Origin of the sequence: Paraburkholderia panacisoli (genome assembly GCF_008369935.1) — a bacterium.
In the GTDB taxonomy this organism is placed as follows: Bacteria; Pseudomonadota; Gammaproteobacteria; order Burkholderiales; family Burkholderiaceae; genus Paraburkholderia; species Paraburkholderia panacisoli.
This window is the reverse complement of record NZ_VTUZ01000028.1, coordinates 34,594-52,905: the sequence shown is the minus strand read 5'-3', so window position 1 is coordinate 52,905 and position 18,312 is coordinate 34,594. Positions and strand designations below refer to the sequence as shown.

The 18,312-nt window shown below is 57.2% G+C and carries 14 protein-coding genes; 6 read left to right on the top strand and 8 right to left on the bottom strand.

All coding sequences use genetic code 11. The features are described from left to right. The first annotated feature begins 66 nt into the window (after positions 1-66). From FVF58_RS32475 to dcm, 6 genes are all read left to right on the top strand, one after another. Positions 67-2,727 carry an AAA family ATPase gene (locus tag FVF58_RS32475; protein WP_149673850.1) on the top strand — a complete coding sequence of 887 codons (2,661 nt, stop codon included), beginning with the start codon at positions 67-69 and terminating at the stop codon, positions 2,725-2,727. Positions 2,728-2,960: 233 nt separating this feature from the next. After that, on the top strand, positions 2,961-4,889 hold the full coding sequence (locus FVF58_RS32470; RefSeq protein WP_149673849.1) for a DEAD/DEAH box helicase: 1,929 nt from the start codon (positions 2,961-2,963) through the stop codon (positions 4,887-4,889). 16 nt (positions 4,890-4,905) lie between these two features. Next, on the top strand, positions 4,906-5,337 hold the full coding sequence (locus tag FVF58_RS32465) for an EcoRII N-terminal effector-binding domain-containing protein (protein WP_149673848.1): 432 nt from the start codon (positions 4,906-4,908) through the stop codon (positions 5,335-5,337). Positions 5,338-5,356: 19 nt separating this feature from the next. Then, a complete protein-coding gene (locus FVF58_RS32460; RefSeq protein ID WP_149673847.1) occupies positions 5,357-6,952 on the top strand; it encodes an ATP-binding protein in 1,596 nt (531 codons plus the stop codon). Continuing rightward, positions 6,952-7,815, top strand: a complete 864-nt coding sequence (locus tag FVF58_RS32455) for an HNH endonuclease (RefSeq protein ID WP_149673846.1) — start codon at positions 6,952-6,954, stop codon at positions 7,813-7,815. Before FVF58_RS32460 ends, FVF58_RS32455 begins: the two co-directional genes overlap by 1 nt. Before the next feature lie 388 nt (positions 7,816-8,203). Beyond that, a complete protein-coding gene (dcm, locus tag FVF58_RS32450; RefSeq protein WP_149673845.1) occupies positions 8,204-9,295 on the top strand; it encodes a DNA (cytosine-5-)-methyltransferase in 1,092 nt (363 codons plus the stop codon). Positions 9,296-9,427: 132 nt separating this feature from the next. On the opposite strand, the gene FVF58_RS32445 is transcribed toward dcm, so the two are convergent. From FVF58_RS32445 to FVF58_RS32405, 8 genes are all read right to left on the bottom strand, one after another. After that, complete coding sequence (locus tag FVF58_RS32445) at positions 9,428-9,655, bottom strand: hypothetical protein (protein WP_149673844.1); 228 nt, start codon at positions 9,653-9,655, stop codon at positions 9,428-9,430. Positions 9,656-9,811: 156 nt separating this feature from the next. After that, positions 9,812-10,330 (bottom strand): H-NS family nucleoid-associated regulatory protein, encoded by a 519-nt coding sequence (locus FVF58_RS32440; RefSeq protein WP_342802419.1) that lies wholly within the window; start codon positions 10,328-10,330, stop codon positions 9,812-9,814. Positions 10,331-11,985: 1,655 nt separating this feature from the next. After that, entirely contained in the window at positions 11,986-12,450 is a 465-nt protein-coding gene (locus FVF58_RS32430; protein ID WP_223191180.1) for a TetR family transcriptional regulator, read from the bottom strand. Next, positions 12,404-14,248, bottom strand: a complete 1,845-nt coding sequence (locus FVF58_RS32425; RefSeq protein ID WP_149673841.1) for a tyrosine-type recombinase/integrase — start codon at positions 14,246-14,248, stop codon at positions 12,404-12,406. The genes FVF58_RS32430 and FVF58_RS32425 overlap by 47 nt, the downstream gene beginning before the upstream one ends. Further along, positions 14,241-15,881 carry a hypothetical protein gene (locus FVF58_RS32420; RefSeq protein ID WP_149673840.1) on the bottom strand — a complete coding sequence of 547 codons (1,641 nt, stop codon included), beginning with the start codon at positions 15,879-15,881 and terminating at the stop codon, positions 14,241-14,243. Before FVF58_RS32420 ends, FVF58_RS32425 begins: the two co-directional genes overlap by 8 nt. Next, on the bottom strand, positions 15,878-17,038 hold the full coding sequence (locus FVF58_RS32415) for a tyrosine-type recombinase/integrase (RefSeq protein ID WP_149673839.1): 1,161 nt from the start codon (positions 17,036-17,038) through the stop codon (positions 15,878-15,880). Before FVF58_RS32415 ends, FVF58_RS32420 begins: the two co-directional genes overlap by 4 nt. Beyond that, positions 17,035-17,343, bottom strand: a complete 309-nt coding sequence (locus FVF58_RS32410) for a hypothetical protein (protein WP_149673838.1) — start codon at positions 17,341-17,343, stop codon at positions 17,035-17,037. The genes FVF58_RS32415 and FVF58_RS32410 overlap by 4 nt, the downstream gene beginning before the upstream one ends. A 101-nt stretch (positions 17,344-17,444) precedes the next feature. Beyond that, a complete protein-coding gene (locus FVF58_RS32405) occupies positions 17,445-18,305 on the bottom strand; it encodes an AAA family ATPase (RefSeq protein WP_246217255.1) in 861 nt (286 codons plus the stop codon). Positions 18,306-18,312: the final 7 nt, after the last annotated feature.

Sequence of the window (18,312 nt, the reverse complement as noted above, 5' to 3'; positions counted from 1 at the left end):
GGCTCCAAGAGCTGGTGGTTTCATGAAGTTGCGGCGAACATTACAACGACACTGAGAGGAGCAGTAATGGCTACTGCCAAACAAGATTTTGAGCACTTCGTCCGCCGGCTCTACGAGCCGGACAGAGCAATGCCTGCCGACGTGCGCCGTCTGGCGATTCTCTGTTTGCAGAACTTCGACGAGCTAGCGGCGACCACGAGACAGCGCAGTCAGCGCTCAATTACTCTTGTGCGGCTAATACGCGAGTCTTTGCCGAAAATCGCGGACGTCGCGCCAGCACCGGCGGCTCAGGCCGCCGCTGGCGCATGGGGATGGAAGCGGCTGCGCAACTTCACTCTTGGTCCGTTCCGTGGATTCAGAAACCCTGAGACCTTCGACCTGACCAAGCAGGTCGTCCTCTTCTATGGCCCGAATGGCAGCGGTAAGACTAGCTTGTGCGAAGGATTGGAATACGCGCTGCTAGGCGAGGTCGAGGAAGCAGGCGCCAAGCGAATCGTCGCGCGCACGTACCTCGCGAATTTGCACGCCGGGCGCTTCGTTGACCCCGTCCTGACAGCAACGGACCACCAGGGCGGTGAAATCAATGTCGCTCCGAACCCTGACACGTATCGCTTCTGCTTCGTCGAGAAGAACCGAATTGACTCCTTCTCCCGGATTGCTGCTCGGCCACCAGCACAACGAGCAGAATTGATAGCCACGCTGTTCGGCATGGACCAGTTCAGCGACTTTGTCGGCAACTTCAATGAAAACATCGACGGCCAGCTCGTCCTAACTGATAACAAGCAAAAAGCGTTGGCCGCACAGCGTGCCACGCTGGCCACTGACCAACAAACCGTCAAAGGCGAAGCGGAGTCACTTCGCGGGCTTGATGCCGAGGAAGCCGAGTTGGGGCTCGAATACGCCGCGGGCACGACCTATGAAATGCTTAAGCAGCTCATTGGCTCCGAGGCAGTACCGGGCCGACTCCACGCCCTCAATGCCATTCTGGAACGCGTGCCGCCAAGCATCATCGGTGTGACGCGCCGGGGACTCGTTGCAGCATTTGACAAGTCGAACGAGTGTCAGAGCACTGTTGACGAACATACTGCCGCCCTGCGTGCCCGCAGCGAGCAAGTATCGTTCAAAGGCCTGTATGACGCGGTCGTTGCCTTGAAAGAGTCTGTGGGAGACCGCTGCCCCGCCTGCGACACACCGCTTGCCGGGCCGGTGCAAGTTGCGACCAACCCGTACGAGAAAGCATCGGCAGGGCTGAAGCAGCTCGAGGAGCTTGGCACCCTTCAGGAAAAGCAACGTGCCGCACAGCGCGAAGTGGACCACGCATCCGGGGAACTTCGAGAGATGCTCGGTCGAGTATCCGGGTTCCTCGCTTCTCTGACTGAGAAGCCGACAGCGCTCACGCAGTTTCTTGCTCTATTGCCGCCAGCCCCTGCCGGCGCGTGGTGGGCCGGCATCTTTCCCAAACAGCCTGCACAACCAGCCAACCCTGACGTGCAGCAGGAACTGTTTGCAATTGTCGAGCGTATGGAGGCACAAGATGCCGCTTCGCAGCAAGCGCAACAGAACCGGAAACCCGACGTCGACGAACGCAGGCGTCTTGAGGATTTTCGCCTCAGAGTTCAAGCCCAAGACCAAAAGCGGCAGACACTTAAGGATAACGTCGCTGCGGCCAACAAGCGTATTGAGGCTTTTGACGTTGCAAACGCCCAACTGATAGCAGAGGCCGAACAGGAGCGACTCGCTATCGCCCGCGACACGCCGCTGAAGGGTACATATGACCGATTCCTCGAGGAGCTGCGGTCGTACCGGGACCACCTCCCGGGCCAATTGATGGCGGGCCTCAACGAGACGGCGCTTAATCTATACAACGACTTCAATCGCAACGACCTGGACGCCGACAAGCTCGCGGCACTGCATTTGCCCTTGACGGACGATGGAAAAATTGAAGTCACCTTTCGCGGCGACCAAGACAGACGTGTTGATGCATTGCATGTTCTGAGTGAAGGTCATATCCGCTGTCTTGGCCTCGCGATTCTTTTGGCAAAGGCGAAGAGCATCGACTCACCGACGATTGTTTTCGACGATGCAATCAATGCGATTGACCACGACCACCGCGGCGGTATCAGGGAAGCCATATTTGAGAGCGATACGTTCGCGGACACTCAAATCGTCGTCACCTGCCACAGCAACGAATTCATCAAGGACATCCAGCAACATATGCCCCGAGAGCGCGACTCTCAGGTTTATCTCTTCCGCCACCATACTGGAGACCATCATCCGCGCGTGAGCGGCAATGTCCCAACTGCGAACTACGTTGCGAAAGCGCGAGCTGCTCGCGACGTATTGAACGACCGGGAAGCTTTGTCTGCATCACGGCAGGCGCTCGAGATGCTAACCGAGAAGGTCTGGCGGTGGCTGGGAACACATGACCTAGGTACGCTCAGTGTTCCACTCGCCGGTGTCGGCGCGGAGCCGGCGCTTAGAAACCTGTGCGAGGCACTGCGGAAGAAGCTGCACGATGCCGGCTCGTTCAATCACGCCAACAAGGAAATAACTGTTGGAGCACTGGAGCGCATCCTCGGCATCCCAGGGACCAGCCTTATCTGGACTTACCTGAACAAAGGCACACATGAAGAAGCGGACCGGGATGACTTCGATGGCGAACAGGTAGAGGCGGTTGTTCGCACGCTCGAGGAACTCCGTGATTTGGACCTCCGCAAAGGGAAATAACATCTAGCCTTCGAGCAACGACACCCTCCAGGCAGATACTCCCACATGGAAGCCCTCGCAGGCGATTCTGCGTGCAAACTCAGCGAATATTCTCGTACTATTATGAATCACGCTCCCAAGGCTGCGCGCGGCGGTAAGCATGCGCATTGGATGCTTTTATGCCGGTTCGTGGGGACAACTGTGGGGTATCGACGGGCCAAATGAGTGCCACTGTTGGCTAGTGGTAAACATTGGTGTCAATATTGGTATTTGAGCGACCACAATACGACCGAAAAATCGCCGTCATGACCAGCGCTACATGGGTGGCCGAAGGCTCCCAAATTTTTCTCAAAAAAGCATCCGGGGAGCGCCTGCTCCTGCCGGCAATCGATATCTTCCGGGCGGTGTTCGGACGGTTACGCATTTGCGGGGACGAGACTGTTCGTAGTCCAGTCGAAGACATCGCCGGATTAACATTCTCCCGCGAGCCGGCCCAGCCGGCCGTTTTTCTCTCGGGACTTGATGGGCGAAACCTCCAGCTTTCGCTTGGTCTAGCCACGGATACCGGTTTCGTTCGGGCAAACAGATTTGGCGACCAGTTGATTCATGACGGACGGTGGTATCCCATAAGAGAAGACCTCGTGCGAACAGCTCACAACTGGCTGAAGACCGCAGGCATCGAGACGCAGGGGCGTATCACCATTGGTGACCTTGTTACCTTGCGCGCTCAGAAGGACCTACCGTTTGCTGTTTTCGATGAAGTGGCGTTCAACGCCTCTGCACCGGTAGTTGGCAATACCCAAGGGCAAATTGCCGGATTTTCTGGGACGCTTTACGCATACCAGTCATCCGGGGCCGCTTTTTTGTCCGTTGTGGCGGAACAGGGCGTCGGCTGCATCCTCGGGGACGAGATGGGACTGGGCAAGACGGCGCAGGTCATTGCAATGCTCCAGATTGAAAAGAACGCCGGGCGCGGGCCGTCCCTTGTGGTTGCTCCGGCAACATTGCTAGAGAACTGGCGCAGGGAACTGGCGCTCTTTGCACCGACGCTCTCGGTCTTACTCCATGCCGGCGCAGACCGGGCTGGCTCTGCTGGCCGCCTACGAGATGCGGACGTCGTTCTTGTTTCCTATGACACGACCATTCGCGACGAGGAAATACTCAATCAGCTTCGTTGGAACGTCGTCGCACTCGACGAGGCACAGGCAATCAAGAACCCCGACGCCGAGCGGTCAGCTACGGTTAAGCGGATACCTCGCCGGGTTTCGATTGCGATAACTGGTACGCCTTTGGAGAACTGCATTGATGACCTATGGTCCTTGTCAGATTTCGTCATGCCGGGCCTACTCGGAGCACGGACCGCATTTACCTCACAGTTCGGGAACGAACTGGAGGACGCCGCACGATTGGCGCCTATCGTTGCCCCGATGCTGTTGCGCCGAAAGGTGCAGGACGTAGCGCAAGACCTGCCCGAGCGGATTGAGGTGCCTCAGGCATTAAGGATGTCCCTGCCCCTTGCTCAGACATATGAGGCTCTGCGCAAGGATACTCTAGAGCAGTTCGGCGCTGCCGGCGGTCTCGTCGCGACCACGCGCCTTCGTATGCTGTGCGCCCACCCCTCATTGGTAGGGAACTGGCACATCGACCCTTCAGTCGAGATGCCAAAATACGAACGGACGATTGAACTTGTCGATGAAATCTTTAGCTCGGGGGAAAAAGCGCTCGTTTTTTCAACCTACCAGGCTGTCGCGGACCTCTTCATGTCCGATTTTCCGAGGCGATTCCCGAAGGGCTTTTTTGACTTTATTGATGGCCGGGTCGACAGCGCCGGACGACAGGAGGTCGTCGACCGGTTTTTCGCGCACAATGGTTACGGTGTACTCTTTTTGAATCCAAAGGCTGCGGGTTCCGGCCTTAACATCACGACCGCAAACCACGTGATTCATTACAACCCGGAGTGGAATCCCGCACTTACGGCCCAAGCGTCGGCACGGGCATATCGAAGAAAGCAATTGAAGCCTGTAACCGTTCACCACTTGTTCTACGTTCAGACTGTCGAAGAAGTGATTAGAGACGCTGCAGCTTTCAAGCAAGACCTAGCCGACGAAGCTGTAACCGGTCATGACGGAAATGTTGACCCAATGACCATCGCGCGGGCGCTGCAGATATCACCGCTTGCCTGAGACTGGAGCTAAACAAGTGACAACAGAAGTTCGGAAGAGATTGAGCGCCAACGACGTCGGGACCACGGGCGGTCACCAAGCGGGTATTTTGGTTCCAAAGGAAGAGCGCATCCTTTCGTTCTTTCCGTCCCTCGACAAGACGGTTAAGAATCCGAGAATGAAACTTGTAGTTTTCGAGCGACAGAGTCGGGAGCGTTGGGAGTTCAACTTCATCTATTACAACAACAAGCTCTTCGGTGATGGAACGCGTAACGAATACCGTCTGACCGGTATGACGGGATTCATGCGTGCCATTGACGCCAAGGTTGACGACGCACTGGTCTTCTCACGCGACGAAAACGCTTCCTTCGAGGTCGACATCATTCGCTCGAACACGTCATCCAGTCTGGAAATAGACGGGGATACGCTCGTTTTGGGTGGAGGATGGACGGTCATCCACTCGAGTTAACTGAAAATTGAGCAGTCCCATGACCGAAAAACGTATCAGTGTCCCCCCCGACGTGGCTCGTATCAGCGAGGGCCTACGAGACACGGGGTATGACTTCAATGCTGCCGTTGCTGACATCCTCGACAACTCCATCGCAGCTGGGGCTGACAAGATTCATGTTCGATTGGAGGTCGATTTCGCAGACAGTGTCATCATCTCAGTCGTTGATAACGGACATGGAATGACTGAGGAAGGTCTCGTCAACGCGATGAAGTACGGCTCCAGTAAGAGGGCCAGCGCCAAGAGCCTTGGCAAGTTTGGAATGGGCCTGAAAACAGCGTCCACGGCGTTCTGCCGACGTCTTTCGGTTGCCTCTCGTGACGCTGGAGCATGCCCATTGCTGCGCGCAACGTGGGACCTCGATGAGATGGCAAAACAGAATAGTTGGGACCTCGAGATTGCCGCCGCCGATGCTGCCCACGCGCAAGTGCTTGATGAGGTTGCCGCTGGTGGGCCCGGAACGCTCGTGCTATGGGAAAACGTCGACCGAATAAACGCTCCCGACGGGCAGCCTATCCGGAAAACAGTCGACAAGCTGGCGTCAGGCCTCCGAGACCATATCGGGGTCGTCTTTCAGCGGTTCCTTGATGGCAATGACAGTCGCGAGCGCAATGTTGATATCAAGCTTAACGGTGAATCTGTTGTTGCATGGGACCCGTTTTGCATAGTCGAGACAAAGGAGCCTGTTGCCGAGAAGAAGATGGATGTCCGGCTGCAGGACGGAACACAGACTTCATTCGTCGTGCGCGCCTTCGTGCTGCCTCGAAGAGAGGAGTTTTCTTCGGACGCGAATCGTCTTGCGGCACGCATTTCCAACGAACGTCAAGGGCTCTACATCTACCGGGAAAACCGGCTTATCCATGGGCCTGACTGGATGAACATGTTTAAGCAGGAGCCGCACTATTCCTTGCTCCGCGTTGAGCTATCGTTCGACCATACTCTGGACAATGCATTTCAGGTGGACATCAAGAAGTCCCGTATCGAGCTGAATTCTGGCCTTTACGAGTGGCTGCGCGACAGGTTTCTCTCTGGGCCTCGACGAGAGGCTGAAACGCGCTATCGTAAGGGGGCGGCCGGGGTCGCCAAGGGTGCGGCCGTCCTGCTCCACTCATCGGCTAGCAATGTCATCGAGCAGAAGGGTTCCGCCCTAAAGACTGCTGCAGTCTCCAAGGTCGACGAGACGACTGGCAAGGTTACGGTCAGCAACAATTCGGGCGTGACCACGACGACAGTCCGACTTTTGAATTCGGAGGATGCCGGCAGCGCTCACGTCGTTACCAGTGGGACCCTTGAGCACGGCGTGCTATGGGAGCCGACTATTGGCAAGAACAGCAAAGCGGCGGTGGCTTTGAATACGGGCCATCCGTTCTACACCAAAGCATATTTACCCAACAAATCCAACAGTACGGTCATCCAGGCCCTGGATTACCTCCTTTGGGCACTTGCGCAAGCGGAACTCAACAACATTAATCCCGAGAATCAAGATGCATTCGAGGAGTTCCGCATTGAGGTATCTCGCAACCTGAAGAAGCTGGTGGCTGACCTGCCAGACCCGGTTGAAAATGGGGATAGCTGATGTCCGAAGGGCTCGATATCGAAGCATTGCGTCGCAAGCTCGAGAGCAGGTTTCAGGTCGCTATCTATTCGCACTTAGAGACGGTCGATGGCGGGGACTTCAACGCGTTGCGGCCTTCGGAGTTGGAGCAGGGGAACGGCTTTGCCATCTTGCTTTCCCGAACGCACCGACAGTTTGAGGCTTCGTTTAAGGCTGACAATTTCGCAGGAGCCCTTCTCCGGGTCATGTCTGAGGCTAGCGAAGCTCAAAAACAAGCGTTCCTCCGTGCCAAAGAGTCTGCCGTGGCTTCAGGTACCCAAGTTTACGTGGCCATTAACGGCAATGCCGGCGAGAATTGCATTGAACTGCCGGACCGTTGGGCTCAGGTTGAGATTGACGTCTCTCGCCGCTTCCCATCGGGGAAGACAGCAGACGACACACAAACAACGGCCTTTCACGTCGCTTCGGCATGCTTCGCCTTAGTTCTTGCCCTGACAGGCACCGGAGAGGAGTGTCAGGATGTCCCGGATAGCTCAACGAAAGGGTTGCCGGAGGGAGCCAAACTGCGAGTCGAGGTGAACCGCTATGAGCGCAGCCCGGTAAATCGGGCCGCCTGCATCGAGCACTACGGACTCCGGTGTCAGTGCTGCGGATTCGACTTCCTTGATATCTATGGCGAATTAGGGGACGGTTATATCGAAGTACACCATCGCACGCCGGTATCGAAATTGGGGCCAGCCTATATCGTTGACCCCATAAAGGACCTAATTCCTCTGTGCGGGAACTGCCACTCAATGGTCCACCGGACGGACCCTCCGATGCTCGTGGAGGAGTTGAGCTCTCTGGTAAATGCCCGCAGAACCGCCAAATTGCGTGCCCAATGAAGACCGCAAGTTCGGTCCTGGCGAACGAAGGCAGGACCTGGTAAAGTGGTGGAATTGCGCAGACTTCGCGAGCCCAAGTGTCTTTTTCTCGCGGCCGGTCGCGGTTAGGGACGACGGCCACGCTGAGTTAGGCGTTTTGCACCTTCAGGCTGTTAGACGGAACTCGGTTTGACGATTGTCTCGGCGTCTCCGATGTTGGTGCCCATAACCTTTGGTCTCTTCTTATGGGCCGGCACGACGTCCGCGTCCCTGTCAGAAGCAGGCGTTTTGGAAGCTCTGTTTGCCGCCGCGCCGAGGAGGGCCGTTATTTTTTGTCCGATGACCGCCAGGAATCCAGGGGAAGCAATCCTTTCCCCTGCCAATGACAAACAACTACTGAAAGCGACCCATGGCAGCACCAAAATTCACCTTCATTGACCTCTTCGCGGGCATTGGAGGCATCAGAAAAGGATTCGAGCACATCGGCGGCAAGTGCGTCTTCACCAGCGAGTGGGACAAATACGCCCGTACCACCTATGCAGTGAACCACGGGGAAAACGAAGAGGATATCGCTGGGGACATCTGGTCTGTTCCCTTGGATTCTATTCCTGACCATGACGTCCTCGTGGGCGGCTTCCCGTGCCAGCCGTTCTCGCTAGCTGGCGTGTCGAAAAAGAACGCGATGGGCCGGACCCATGGATTCGCTTGTGACGCCCAAGGTACCTTGTTTTTCCGCATTGCCGAAATTCTGAAAGAGAGGCGGCCGAAAGCCTTCATGCTGGAAAACGTGAAGAACCTCGTTTCCCACAATCGAGGACACACCTTTCGTGTCATCCAGCACGTACTCGAACAGGAGCTCGGATACCACATTGATTGGAAGGTCGTTGACGGTAAGCGCTGGACGCCTCAGCATCGTGAAAGAATTTACGTTGTGGGCTTTCGTGAGGACGTCGGCTTCGAGTGGCCCGACGAGTCTACATGGCCAGAGGCGGGTTCCATTAAGCTCGGCTCCATCTTGGAGCCGGCATCAACTGTCGACTCGAAATACGTCCTTACCGACAAGCTTTGGAGCTACCTGCAAGGTTACCGCGACAAGCATGAAAAGGCAGGGAATGGGTTTGGCTACTCCGTTGTGACGCCTATTGATACGACTCGAACCTTGTCGGCCCGTTACTACAAGGACGGGTCGGAAATTCTGGTGCATCGCGGCGACGGCCTGAATCCACGTCGCCTTACTCCGCGTGAGTGCGCGCGCCTTATGGGTTTCGAAGACAGCTTTGTTTTGCCCGTCTCCGACACGCAGTTGTATCGCCAGTTTGGCAATTCAGTCGTGGTCCCCGCAGTCAAGGCGGTTGCTAAGGCAATGGAACCTTATTTGAAGCAAGCTTTAAAGAAAGGCAGGGCCTCAGGTATTGCCAAGGTAACGGAGAAGCCAGAGCTAATTCTCAAGGGCTCCCCGAATCTGCCAACGCGACTCGTTAAAATTCCGGTAGTGGTTTGACTGCAGTGTTAACCTGAAGACATCGCGGTCGTGTCCGCGCCTACGGGGGGGTTAAACCAAAACTAAATCCGGGGTGGCTTCGCTGAATCACCCAGTTATTCATCAGGCACGTTGCAGGTCGTCGGAGTTACATCAATCCTGACGACCTTGCGATAGAAGACGGTCGAATTCCTCGCGCGCGTCGCGCAGTTCTTGCATTGCTGCTGCGAAGCGCGCGAGTTCAAGCGTCGAGGGTTGAGTTCCCCCGGCGTCGCCAAAATGCTTTTCCAGCGCAGCTGATGCTGCTTGCACGTCCCGTGCGGCAGCTGCTATACGCATCAGTGCGATTGCCTCGGGCGAAGCGATAATTTCCTCTCTCATAACTAAATTGCTAGTACGGCAGCTGCCGCGAATTCATGAGCGATTGGACATTAGTTCGCTCAATTTGTTTCTCCATTCGTCATTGTAGCTTGCGATAGCGCGAGCTGTTGCGCGTCCGCTTTGTCGGCACCCGCCGCCATCTTGCGAGGAGCTTTCTTAGCTATTGACTGCTTGCGCGCGGGAGCGCGCAGCCTTCGAGACGTCCGACTTGGATACAGTTCCCCTCCCGGTGGCCGCCCGTTCCTTGGTCGCAGTCAACTTTGTCGTCACGGCTCCTTTCGCCGCACCTTTCTTCGCAACCGCGCCATTCTTGGCGGCAGACTTCGGCTTGCTCGCCTTGTTAGCAGACGTAGGCTCCGACGCAGCCGCACCGTCACCTTCAATCAGGAACCTGGTTCGGTCCTTCGCTGATGCGAGCCATTCCGGCGCCCGACCGCGGCCGCTCCAAGTCGCACCGGACTTCGGGTTGCGGTATTTTGCCGGCTGCGGTCCTCGCGCGTAATTGCCAGCAACTTTCGTCGCTGCTTTTGTCTTTGGCTCAGTCGCGGGAGCAGGTGCGCTCGTAGCCTTCTTGCCGAATATGTTGCTCTTAAAGAATACACACCATGTGCCGTTAATCACTGTAGTCCCGTAAGCGGACTGCGGCACACGCTTCCTGAATCGCGAGTCACCCATTTGGAACGTTCGAGGCTTGCTCATCGTATCCGCGTTGTGAGTACAAGCCGCGCCGTGTAGGCAAGATGGCGCGAACACATCGCTCTATTGCATGAGCAACGTGATTTTCATACCTTGGATTGGCTCGAAGTACGAGGCTGAGGGTTTTCGCGGTTTGCGGGTGCTCATCGTTGCCGAATCTAACTATGGAAGCAAACGAAGCGAACGGCCAACAGCAACGCCTGAGCTCGTGAAGGCACTGGGTCAACGGCTCAAACATCCGGACGCAACTGCGCGACTGCGGAAGCACCCGCACTTTGCGCGAATTGTCGCCGCGGTGAGCGGTGCAGCGAGTGCATCGGCATTCACGACGCAGGAGCGGGCGGACTTTTGGGAGCGCGTTTGCTATTACAACTTCCTTCAGGAATTCATGCCGGCCGCGCGGGTCGCTGCACCGGCTGAATCATGGAGTGCTGGCAAAGCGGCCTTCCTTGATGTCCTCGCGACTCTGCGGCCAGATATTGTCATTGTTTTCAGTAAGCGCCTCGGCCCTATCCTGAAGCCCCGGTTCGGTTATTCGAGAAGCGTAGAACGTATTAAATCTGTCTCTTCTGCGTCATTAAATGTGTCAACTCGCGTCGGCGGTGCGAACATGCAACTAACCGTCGTTCGCTGTCAACCCTCTCCCTCGCTTCGCCATAAACCGGGCCGCAAAAGGGGAGGGCAGTCTGCTACCCGGGGACGGCCCCGAAATGCGGCGATTACCCGTTCGACCCACCCGAGGCATCACTGCCGAGTCGTAGAAGCACCCGGTCCTGGATAGCGCGGCGGTCCTGCCGTCGCATCGCCTGCGTCGTTGAACGGACCGGGAGCAGCCCATAGCAGAAATGTGAACGACACCAGATGCAGCGGAATGGCGCTTCGATCACGCTGCTGTTGATCGTGAACGGACTCTGCCGGCGGCACTGTGGACATCGGGTCCGAAGTTCTAGCCGATGGGCCGCACAGCGATCTTCCTCCGCAAGCTGATGCAGCACACTGTGGTAGCCGTGAGCGGCGCACTGCCGGCAATACCTGAAAGCCGCGTGGTACCGATCGCCCGGCGTCCTGTCGAGCAACGATGTGCGCAACACATTCACAGGTAGTCGCAGCAGCCGTCGAAGGTGAGTGAGGTCGAGCGCGCTTCGCAGTGGGATCATCCCTTCAAGTGGATCAGCGTCGGGGCACATCAGGCGCATCAGCACATCACCTGGCAGTGCGTTGGCGCAGGCGAATTTCCAGAGGATCGAGACGAGGGACTCGCCGGGCATGAGCCAGTCGATCCTGAACCCGCGGCCCGACGGCCTTCCGGGCTGCGATTCGTCAAAGGTCAGAATCGGAAAGCGCGGTGCCTTGAGCGCTTCACAGCTAGGCTGTTGCGAGCACGCGTCCGATGGCATGGCGGGACTGGATATAGCCGCAGTGATTGACAGCGTGGGTCCACAGGATTGCTTCGGGGCAGTACCCCGGTGCATCCTTGATCTCGCTTTCCTTGAGGACGATCTCGACGGCCCGTGCAAACGATTCCATCGGAACAGAAACGTACTAACAGTTAGTTAAGCGTAAGTGCGTGAATTTACGGGATAAGTTTCGGCTAACAATTTTTGCGCACCTTTCAACCCCGCTCACGACAATATTTACTCGTTCTTTCGCCCGAACGGAGCGGTCACCTTGCCCTCGACAATCCCTTTGAGTACCTGGATTTCCGCTCTGAGCGCTTCATTGACGGATGCCAGGTCAACAATCTCCTTATTTTGATTGGCGATCACCTGGTAGAGCCGGGTGGTCGCCGCCCGTTGTAACTGCAATTCCTGGTGCTTGTCGTCGCGCTGTGCTCGTGTGGATTTATTAACCAGAGCGCGGACCTGTTCGGCGAAGTCGGGATAGGTGTTATGGATCAGGGCTGGGGTCACTTTGGCTTCTTTGGCGACGGCCCCAATCGACACTTTCTTGCAGGCGCGCTGTAGACGACTCAGGGCCAGTTGCAACTCGGTCAGCGTTCGCACGCGATCACGCTGGCGGGGCGGTTTGATCGCTTCGGGCGCCGCTGCGATGCTAGGCGTTCGCTTCGCTATCACTTGGCTCTTCTCCTGGTAGTTCAACGCCCAAGTCCTTGAGCACGCGTGCCGCTTCTTCTAGATCGCGCCTCGCCCGTTTAACGTCGCCAGGACCGAATTTTCTGGCCTCTTCGAGAAGTTCCCTTTGGTGCCGATAGGTCTCCTGCCAGAAGGGCTTGAAATGGCCATCAATGACACCGTGGTGGCAGCTTCCGCAGCGCCCCTTCTCGTAGATGCCGGAGCCGCCGCAGCCCGCATCCTGGGCCAGGCACCACGCATGACTCGTGCTGCGAATGGTGATACGGTCGGATGTTTCCTCGATCATCGCGTTCCGATTTGGAAAGTCTTGCGCACGCAAGGCCATAATTTTCTTGCCAGCTCCCCCGGCCAACAATTCTTCGCCCTCCAACCATCCGGTGATGGTCTGGATTTTGTGCTGCCGCGTTTCCTCCAGAATTTCGTCATATAGGGCGGCGTCCTGGCGCGGGTTGGCCGCGTATAGCTGAGTCATGTTGATCGACGAGTGCTTGAACTGCTCCTTGAGGAACAGCAGCCCGCCCAGCCGATGCCGCGCGAAGGTATAGGCATATAGCCGCCGCATCTGGTGCGGCGCCAGAGCCCAGTCCACCCCGGCGTCCTCGGCAAACTTCCGAAGCACATCGCCCCAACCCGTGCCGGACACAGGCACGATGCCGCAACGGCTCCTCCCAAGAAACAGCTTGCTGAGATTGGCGCGGGCGACGGCGATCTGTTGCAGATGCTTGTGCGCCCTTTCCCCTCGATTCGCTTCCCACTCCCGTAACCGCTCGGCCAGCCTCATTCGATGCGGTTCGGACCAGCGTTCGAGCACACGCAGAATATCGTGGCCCATGCTCGGCATCAGAAATTCGACGTCACCTTTCTTGGTCTTGTGTTCGAACGACTTGATCCAATGAAAGGTATAGTCGTTCTTGATTTCGGTACGCCCGGCACCAACTTCGATGCCAGATAATTCAGAACTTCGCATACCGGTCAGCACCCCGAGAAGGTAGAAGCAGGCATTGCGGATCGCGGTGACCTCTACATCTCGCCACTCAGAGCGCCTGCCCGAATCCCGCTCATCCAAAATGCCGTCGGCATTCTTCAGAATGTTTTCTGCATGAATGAAGAGGGCTTGTGCCACCGCAGCCGGAATCAAGGGCGTCTTGCTGTCCTTTTCGCCATCCTTCCTTGCCTGCCCGACGCGTCCTGCCATCTCGCCAGCGGACGAATTGGGCCATGGATGGAAACCCAACACCTCGGGATGTTGGTCACGGAATGCGTAGAGCCTTTCCAGGGCGCCGAATTTATTGGCTAGAGCACCCCTTACATTGTCACTGTTCTTCTGGGCGTGAACGTAGTTGGTAATGTGGATCGGACGGACGTCAGCCAACGAGGCTACACCCACAGTTTCCAGATATCGGAAGAAGATGGCGAGATGACCCACGAAATGTTTCAGGCTCGCCACGCCGGGCGGAGTGCTGCCCTCGGTTCCCACCCGCCAGTATCGAAACACGATCGCTTTGCTCGCCTCGCGGAACGGTTCAGGGATGCGCGACCAGTTCAGGCGCTTGTTGCTTTCGTGAGCATTCGGTGTAGTCACGAAGGGCCACATTTCCCACACCAAATCGCCGTAGCGGGAAAGCACTCGCTCTTGGCCACCGTCGCTGACGGCCGAGATGACGACATCGCTGCGGGTCACCTCGTCGAGCCCGGCGACACTTAGGGGCTGCTCAACCAACAGCCCGTAGGCTTTGGTCAGTGCCTGCACGGCAGCGTCCTCGAGGTGCGGTTTGGGAACCGCGCACTTGCGGGCTTTAGCCACGCTCAAGCTCCGTCAAGGTTGGCTCGATCACATACGATTTCCAAAAGACGTGCGGATCGACGCGGGCGCGCTCTTTGGCGGCTTGCACCAACGCCAAATCAAACTTGTCCATGGTGAAGGCGTCGATCAGGTGCATCGTGTGATGAAATTGCGTGCGCCAGTCGTCGCTACGGGCGTGACTTTTCTCTCTTTCAAGAAACCAGTAGAAACTGAATAGTCGATGCAGGTCGTCTGGCGCACCGACGATGGCATAGCTGCGACAGGAAAAACAGGCAAAGAAGTCGTCGCAGGGTGTGCCGTCCCGCGGGGCTTTGTCGCCGTAATATGGGTCTTTGCACCCACCCACGCGTGTCGTTGTGATCGGTGCGATGGGGATTACCTTGCCGTTGCCATCGCTCTGCTCGGCGTTGCGGTAGATGTCCGGCAGCGCCTCCCCGACGAAGGTTGCATCCTCGCGCATCGAGTTCGTGCAGGCGAGGTAATGATTGTCCGCAACCTGTGGTGTGTGGCCCATCAACGCTGCGGTGGCGATGATGTCGCCGCCACTGAGTTGCCATAGGCGGTTTTCCATCGTCTTGCGCAGACGCGATGTATTGATCTGCAGGCGCGCGCCATCGTCCGCCTTGAGTTGATGTCGATCGATCAAGGATTGAATGCCGCGACCAAGCGTACAACTGCTCATCCGGGTAAGCTGGCGCGATTTGTCGCTATTCCCTTCACGGACAAACAGCCAAGCGAAATCTTTGAGGTCGTCTGGTGCAGAATCGGTGAGAGGTTGGGTCATCGCCAATACTTTCCGCACGAGGGCGACGCCGTCCATCGCAACCGGTAGCGGGCGGTCTTCCTCCTTGGAGAAACGCAGGCTCTTGAGCTGCGTTGCATTCCCGCGCCGCTTGAAGGTCTCCAGCAGCATCATGTTAGGCATAAACGGGTGCGGCTTTAGGCAATCCCGCTTCATTCCCAGGAGCGGCGTGGTGTTGGCGCCGGTACGGACAGCCAATGCTAGCAGGTACACAACCAACGCCGCCGAGGCCAGTCCGTCGAACTGCTGCTTGTGAATGGCGATGATGTCGTCGCGCAGTGCCATGACCAGTCGGGTGCGTTCTCCGGTCGATAGTGGTGTCGCTCCCTTGTATCGCGCATTGCTGTGCGGAAATGGATTGGCTGGAAACAGATCCCTGCCGTCTCGCACCACGCGGCGATGCTGAAGACCGATGAGTACGGGTTTGGTCCTGGCATAAAAACTTCTTTGCGAGGTGTAGGCCCAGTCCGCGTGGCCCTTAAGCCATGCGATAAATGCAGAGATATGCTTTCGCTCCAACGTCCCCGGCTGACATGGCACCCCGACGGCGATCAGGAAGTCACAGAAATGGACAAATCCATTGCTCCAGTAGCCGCGCACCGTTGCCGGGGTGGCGCCGCCGCCTGCGAGGAATGCCCGCAACTGTGTGGTACACGCCCACACCCAGGCGTCGATGCCGCGCCCAAGGTAGGGAGATAGGTCGAGTGTGCGATGTGACGTGGCATTCCCTCTGGCCGGCAGCGTGACGGTGGCACCGCCGTTCTCCACGCCGATGGAGGTGATTGATACCCGGAGAGGAGCCGCAGCGTGGCTTTTGCGGCTTGTTTTCACGGTCCCGCTCCCGCGAACAGTTGATCAATCTCGTCCTCGTGGGCCAGCACAAGGTGGCCCTCCAGCGAGTTGATGAGATGCAAGTAGATAGCCGTGGTAGTGACATCGGCATGACCCATCCGGTCGCGCACGTACAAGAGCGGTTCTCCTTCGAAGGTCTCGCTCTTGCGCAGGCTCCAAAGCAAAAACGTGGCATAGGTGTGTCGCAACATGTGTGCGGTCACATGGAATCCCACTCGCCTGGAAAGCGCCGCGAAAATGGCGATCAAGGCAGCTTTGGTGTAGGGCGCGCCGTGCTCGGTGAGAAACAGGATGGGAAATTTCCCGCCATTGCGATGATTCCTCTCGCGCATCTGGCGGTGGCGAACACTGTAGGTGTCCAATTCCTCCATCAGTTCATAGGGCATATCGATGCTGCGAGGTTTGCCGTTCTTAATTTCCATGTCGCGCGGATCAAGACTCAGCCGAATTTTTTGGTTCGAGCGGAGATCTCTCCGGCGGCTGGGATCGAATACGTACCCCGGCTTCTCCGGCCAGGTCCGACATTCAATCTGGCGCAAGCCCGTACGAAGCATCAGCGAGAACATGAGCCGGTGAGTAAGGTTCGGCAGGGCCTCATAGCAAACCTTGACCTGTTCCTTGGTCAGGATTTTGATGGACTGCACTTGCTGTTTAAGCAGGATGCTTGGCGACTCCACCTTGCCGCTCGTGGCATCCACGTGTGCCAGGAAACCCGGCTGCCGACTGGTCTGGATTGAGACCAGATCAAAGGGCGGACGGTCGATGAGTCCTTTCTTCACGGCCCATTGATAAAAGCGGACAATGACACGCAGCCGATTGTTGATGGTCGTATTCGCCAGCCCCACCGTGCCCTTCGACCAGTCCCGATACGCTTCAAGTGCACTCGGCATGCCGGGCGAGTCGTGCTGCCGCCAGTCCAGACCGTTGGCAAAAACAAAGGCAAAGAAGTCATACAGCGCCCAGCCATACGACTCCCACGACTTCGGACTGCTCACTCGGCCATTTGATGCGATCAAGTCCCAGAGAAATGACTGCGCGGGTTCCATCGGGTGGCCGCCCGTATTGAGCAGCAGCGGAAAGCCCTTCCAGACCCGCCCCGCGACGACTAACTTCTCGTTTGCCAGGAGGTATCTCATAGCACTTGCCTAAGCTTTGTGACGGCCTGCCTGAAGTCCAGTGCCAATAAGTGCATGGCAAGATCGATACCGCCGCCACCACCCAGCTTGAGTCGTGTGTCGAACCATTTCTGTCCGGTGGTTAGGAGTTCAAATTCTCTATCGCCAACACGTAGGTGCCAACGGTGCGTGTGACCGTCACGCATTGGAATGAAGCTCGCATCCGCTTTGACGTAATCGACCAGAAGGGGAAGCAACACCTCGCAGTCCACAGACCGGTATTTATCCAGTTCAACAGCATCGACTTTCCCCCGCGCCGGAACCATTCTTTCCCTCCCGCTCCCCGAAAACCCAACCCCGCTACTCGTCTGTAAAACAGACTTTGCTACTCAACAGGAACAGCCGTGCCCTTCGAAATAAGCATAGATCAAACAAGGCTTTTGTCACTAACATAATTAACTATCCTGATCATCGGAATCTCAAGGCCGCCAGGCAAGCTCGCCTTGTGATGCGCGGCTTCGAACGTCTGCCATAGTAGACCGGCATCGCTGACCAGTCGGTAGCCGGCGTCGAATGCCTCGGGTACGTAAAAGCGTGTGAAGCTCCAGGGTGTACCCTCCGGGTAAGCCGTCTGATCGTAACCGTTCAGGCACGTGGCGACATCCTGGGCATTGCGGATACCCGAGAACGCGAGTTCGTTGACCATGAGGCGCGCAACGATCTGCGTCTTGCCCGCGATCTGCAAGGCGGTCTTCTGCGCGAGCAGTTCCTCCTGTCCGACGAGAAACGTGAAGAGCTTGATCTGCTGGCGATCAAGCACGTCGTGCACGTCTCGCAGCCATTCGTACTCGTTCTCGTTGTACCTCTGGGCTTCGTCACAGAACAGGAGCACGGCATTGCTTCCTGAGCGCGCGGCTGCCTTGCGAATACGAAGCGACAGGCGGGAGCGTTTCGCGGAACTTGTACCGGCGTTCGGTGCGTGGTCGCCCACCGCCTCGAGTAGATTCGCGAAGAAGGGTCCTTCTGCATGCCGCGGCTTATGCTCGCACTGCGCATGGTAGGTGGTTATCTTCGGGTACTGACGCGCGAACAGGAGTCGAACGTACTCAATGGCCCGCGTTTTGCCAACCCGGGATGGCCCATAGATGAGCGCGCCCATGATGCGGTAGCGCAGGCAGCGCGTGACGAGCTCGTAGAACGCCTCGATCGCCGGGGTAGCAAGGCGATAGTTGCCGGTGACAAGTGGGTGTAGCGATGGATCGACCGGACGCGGAACCTTTAGCGACATGACACAC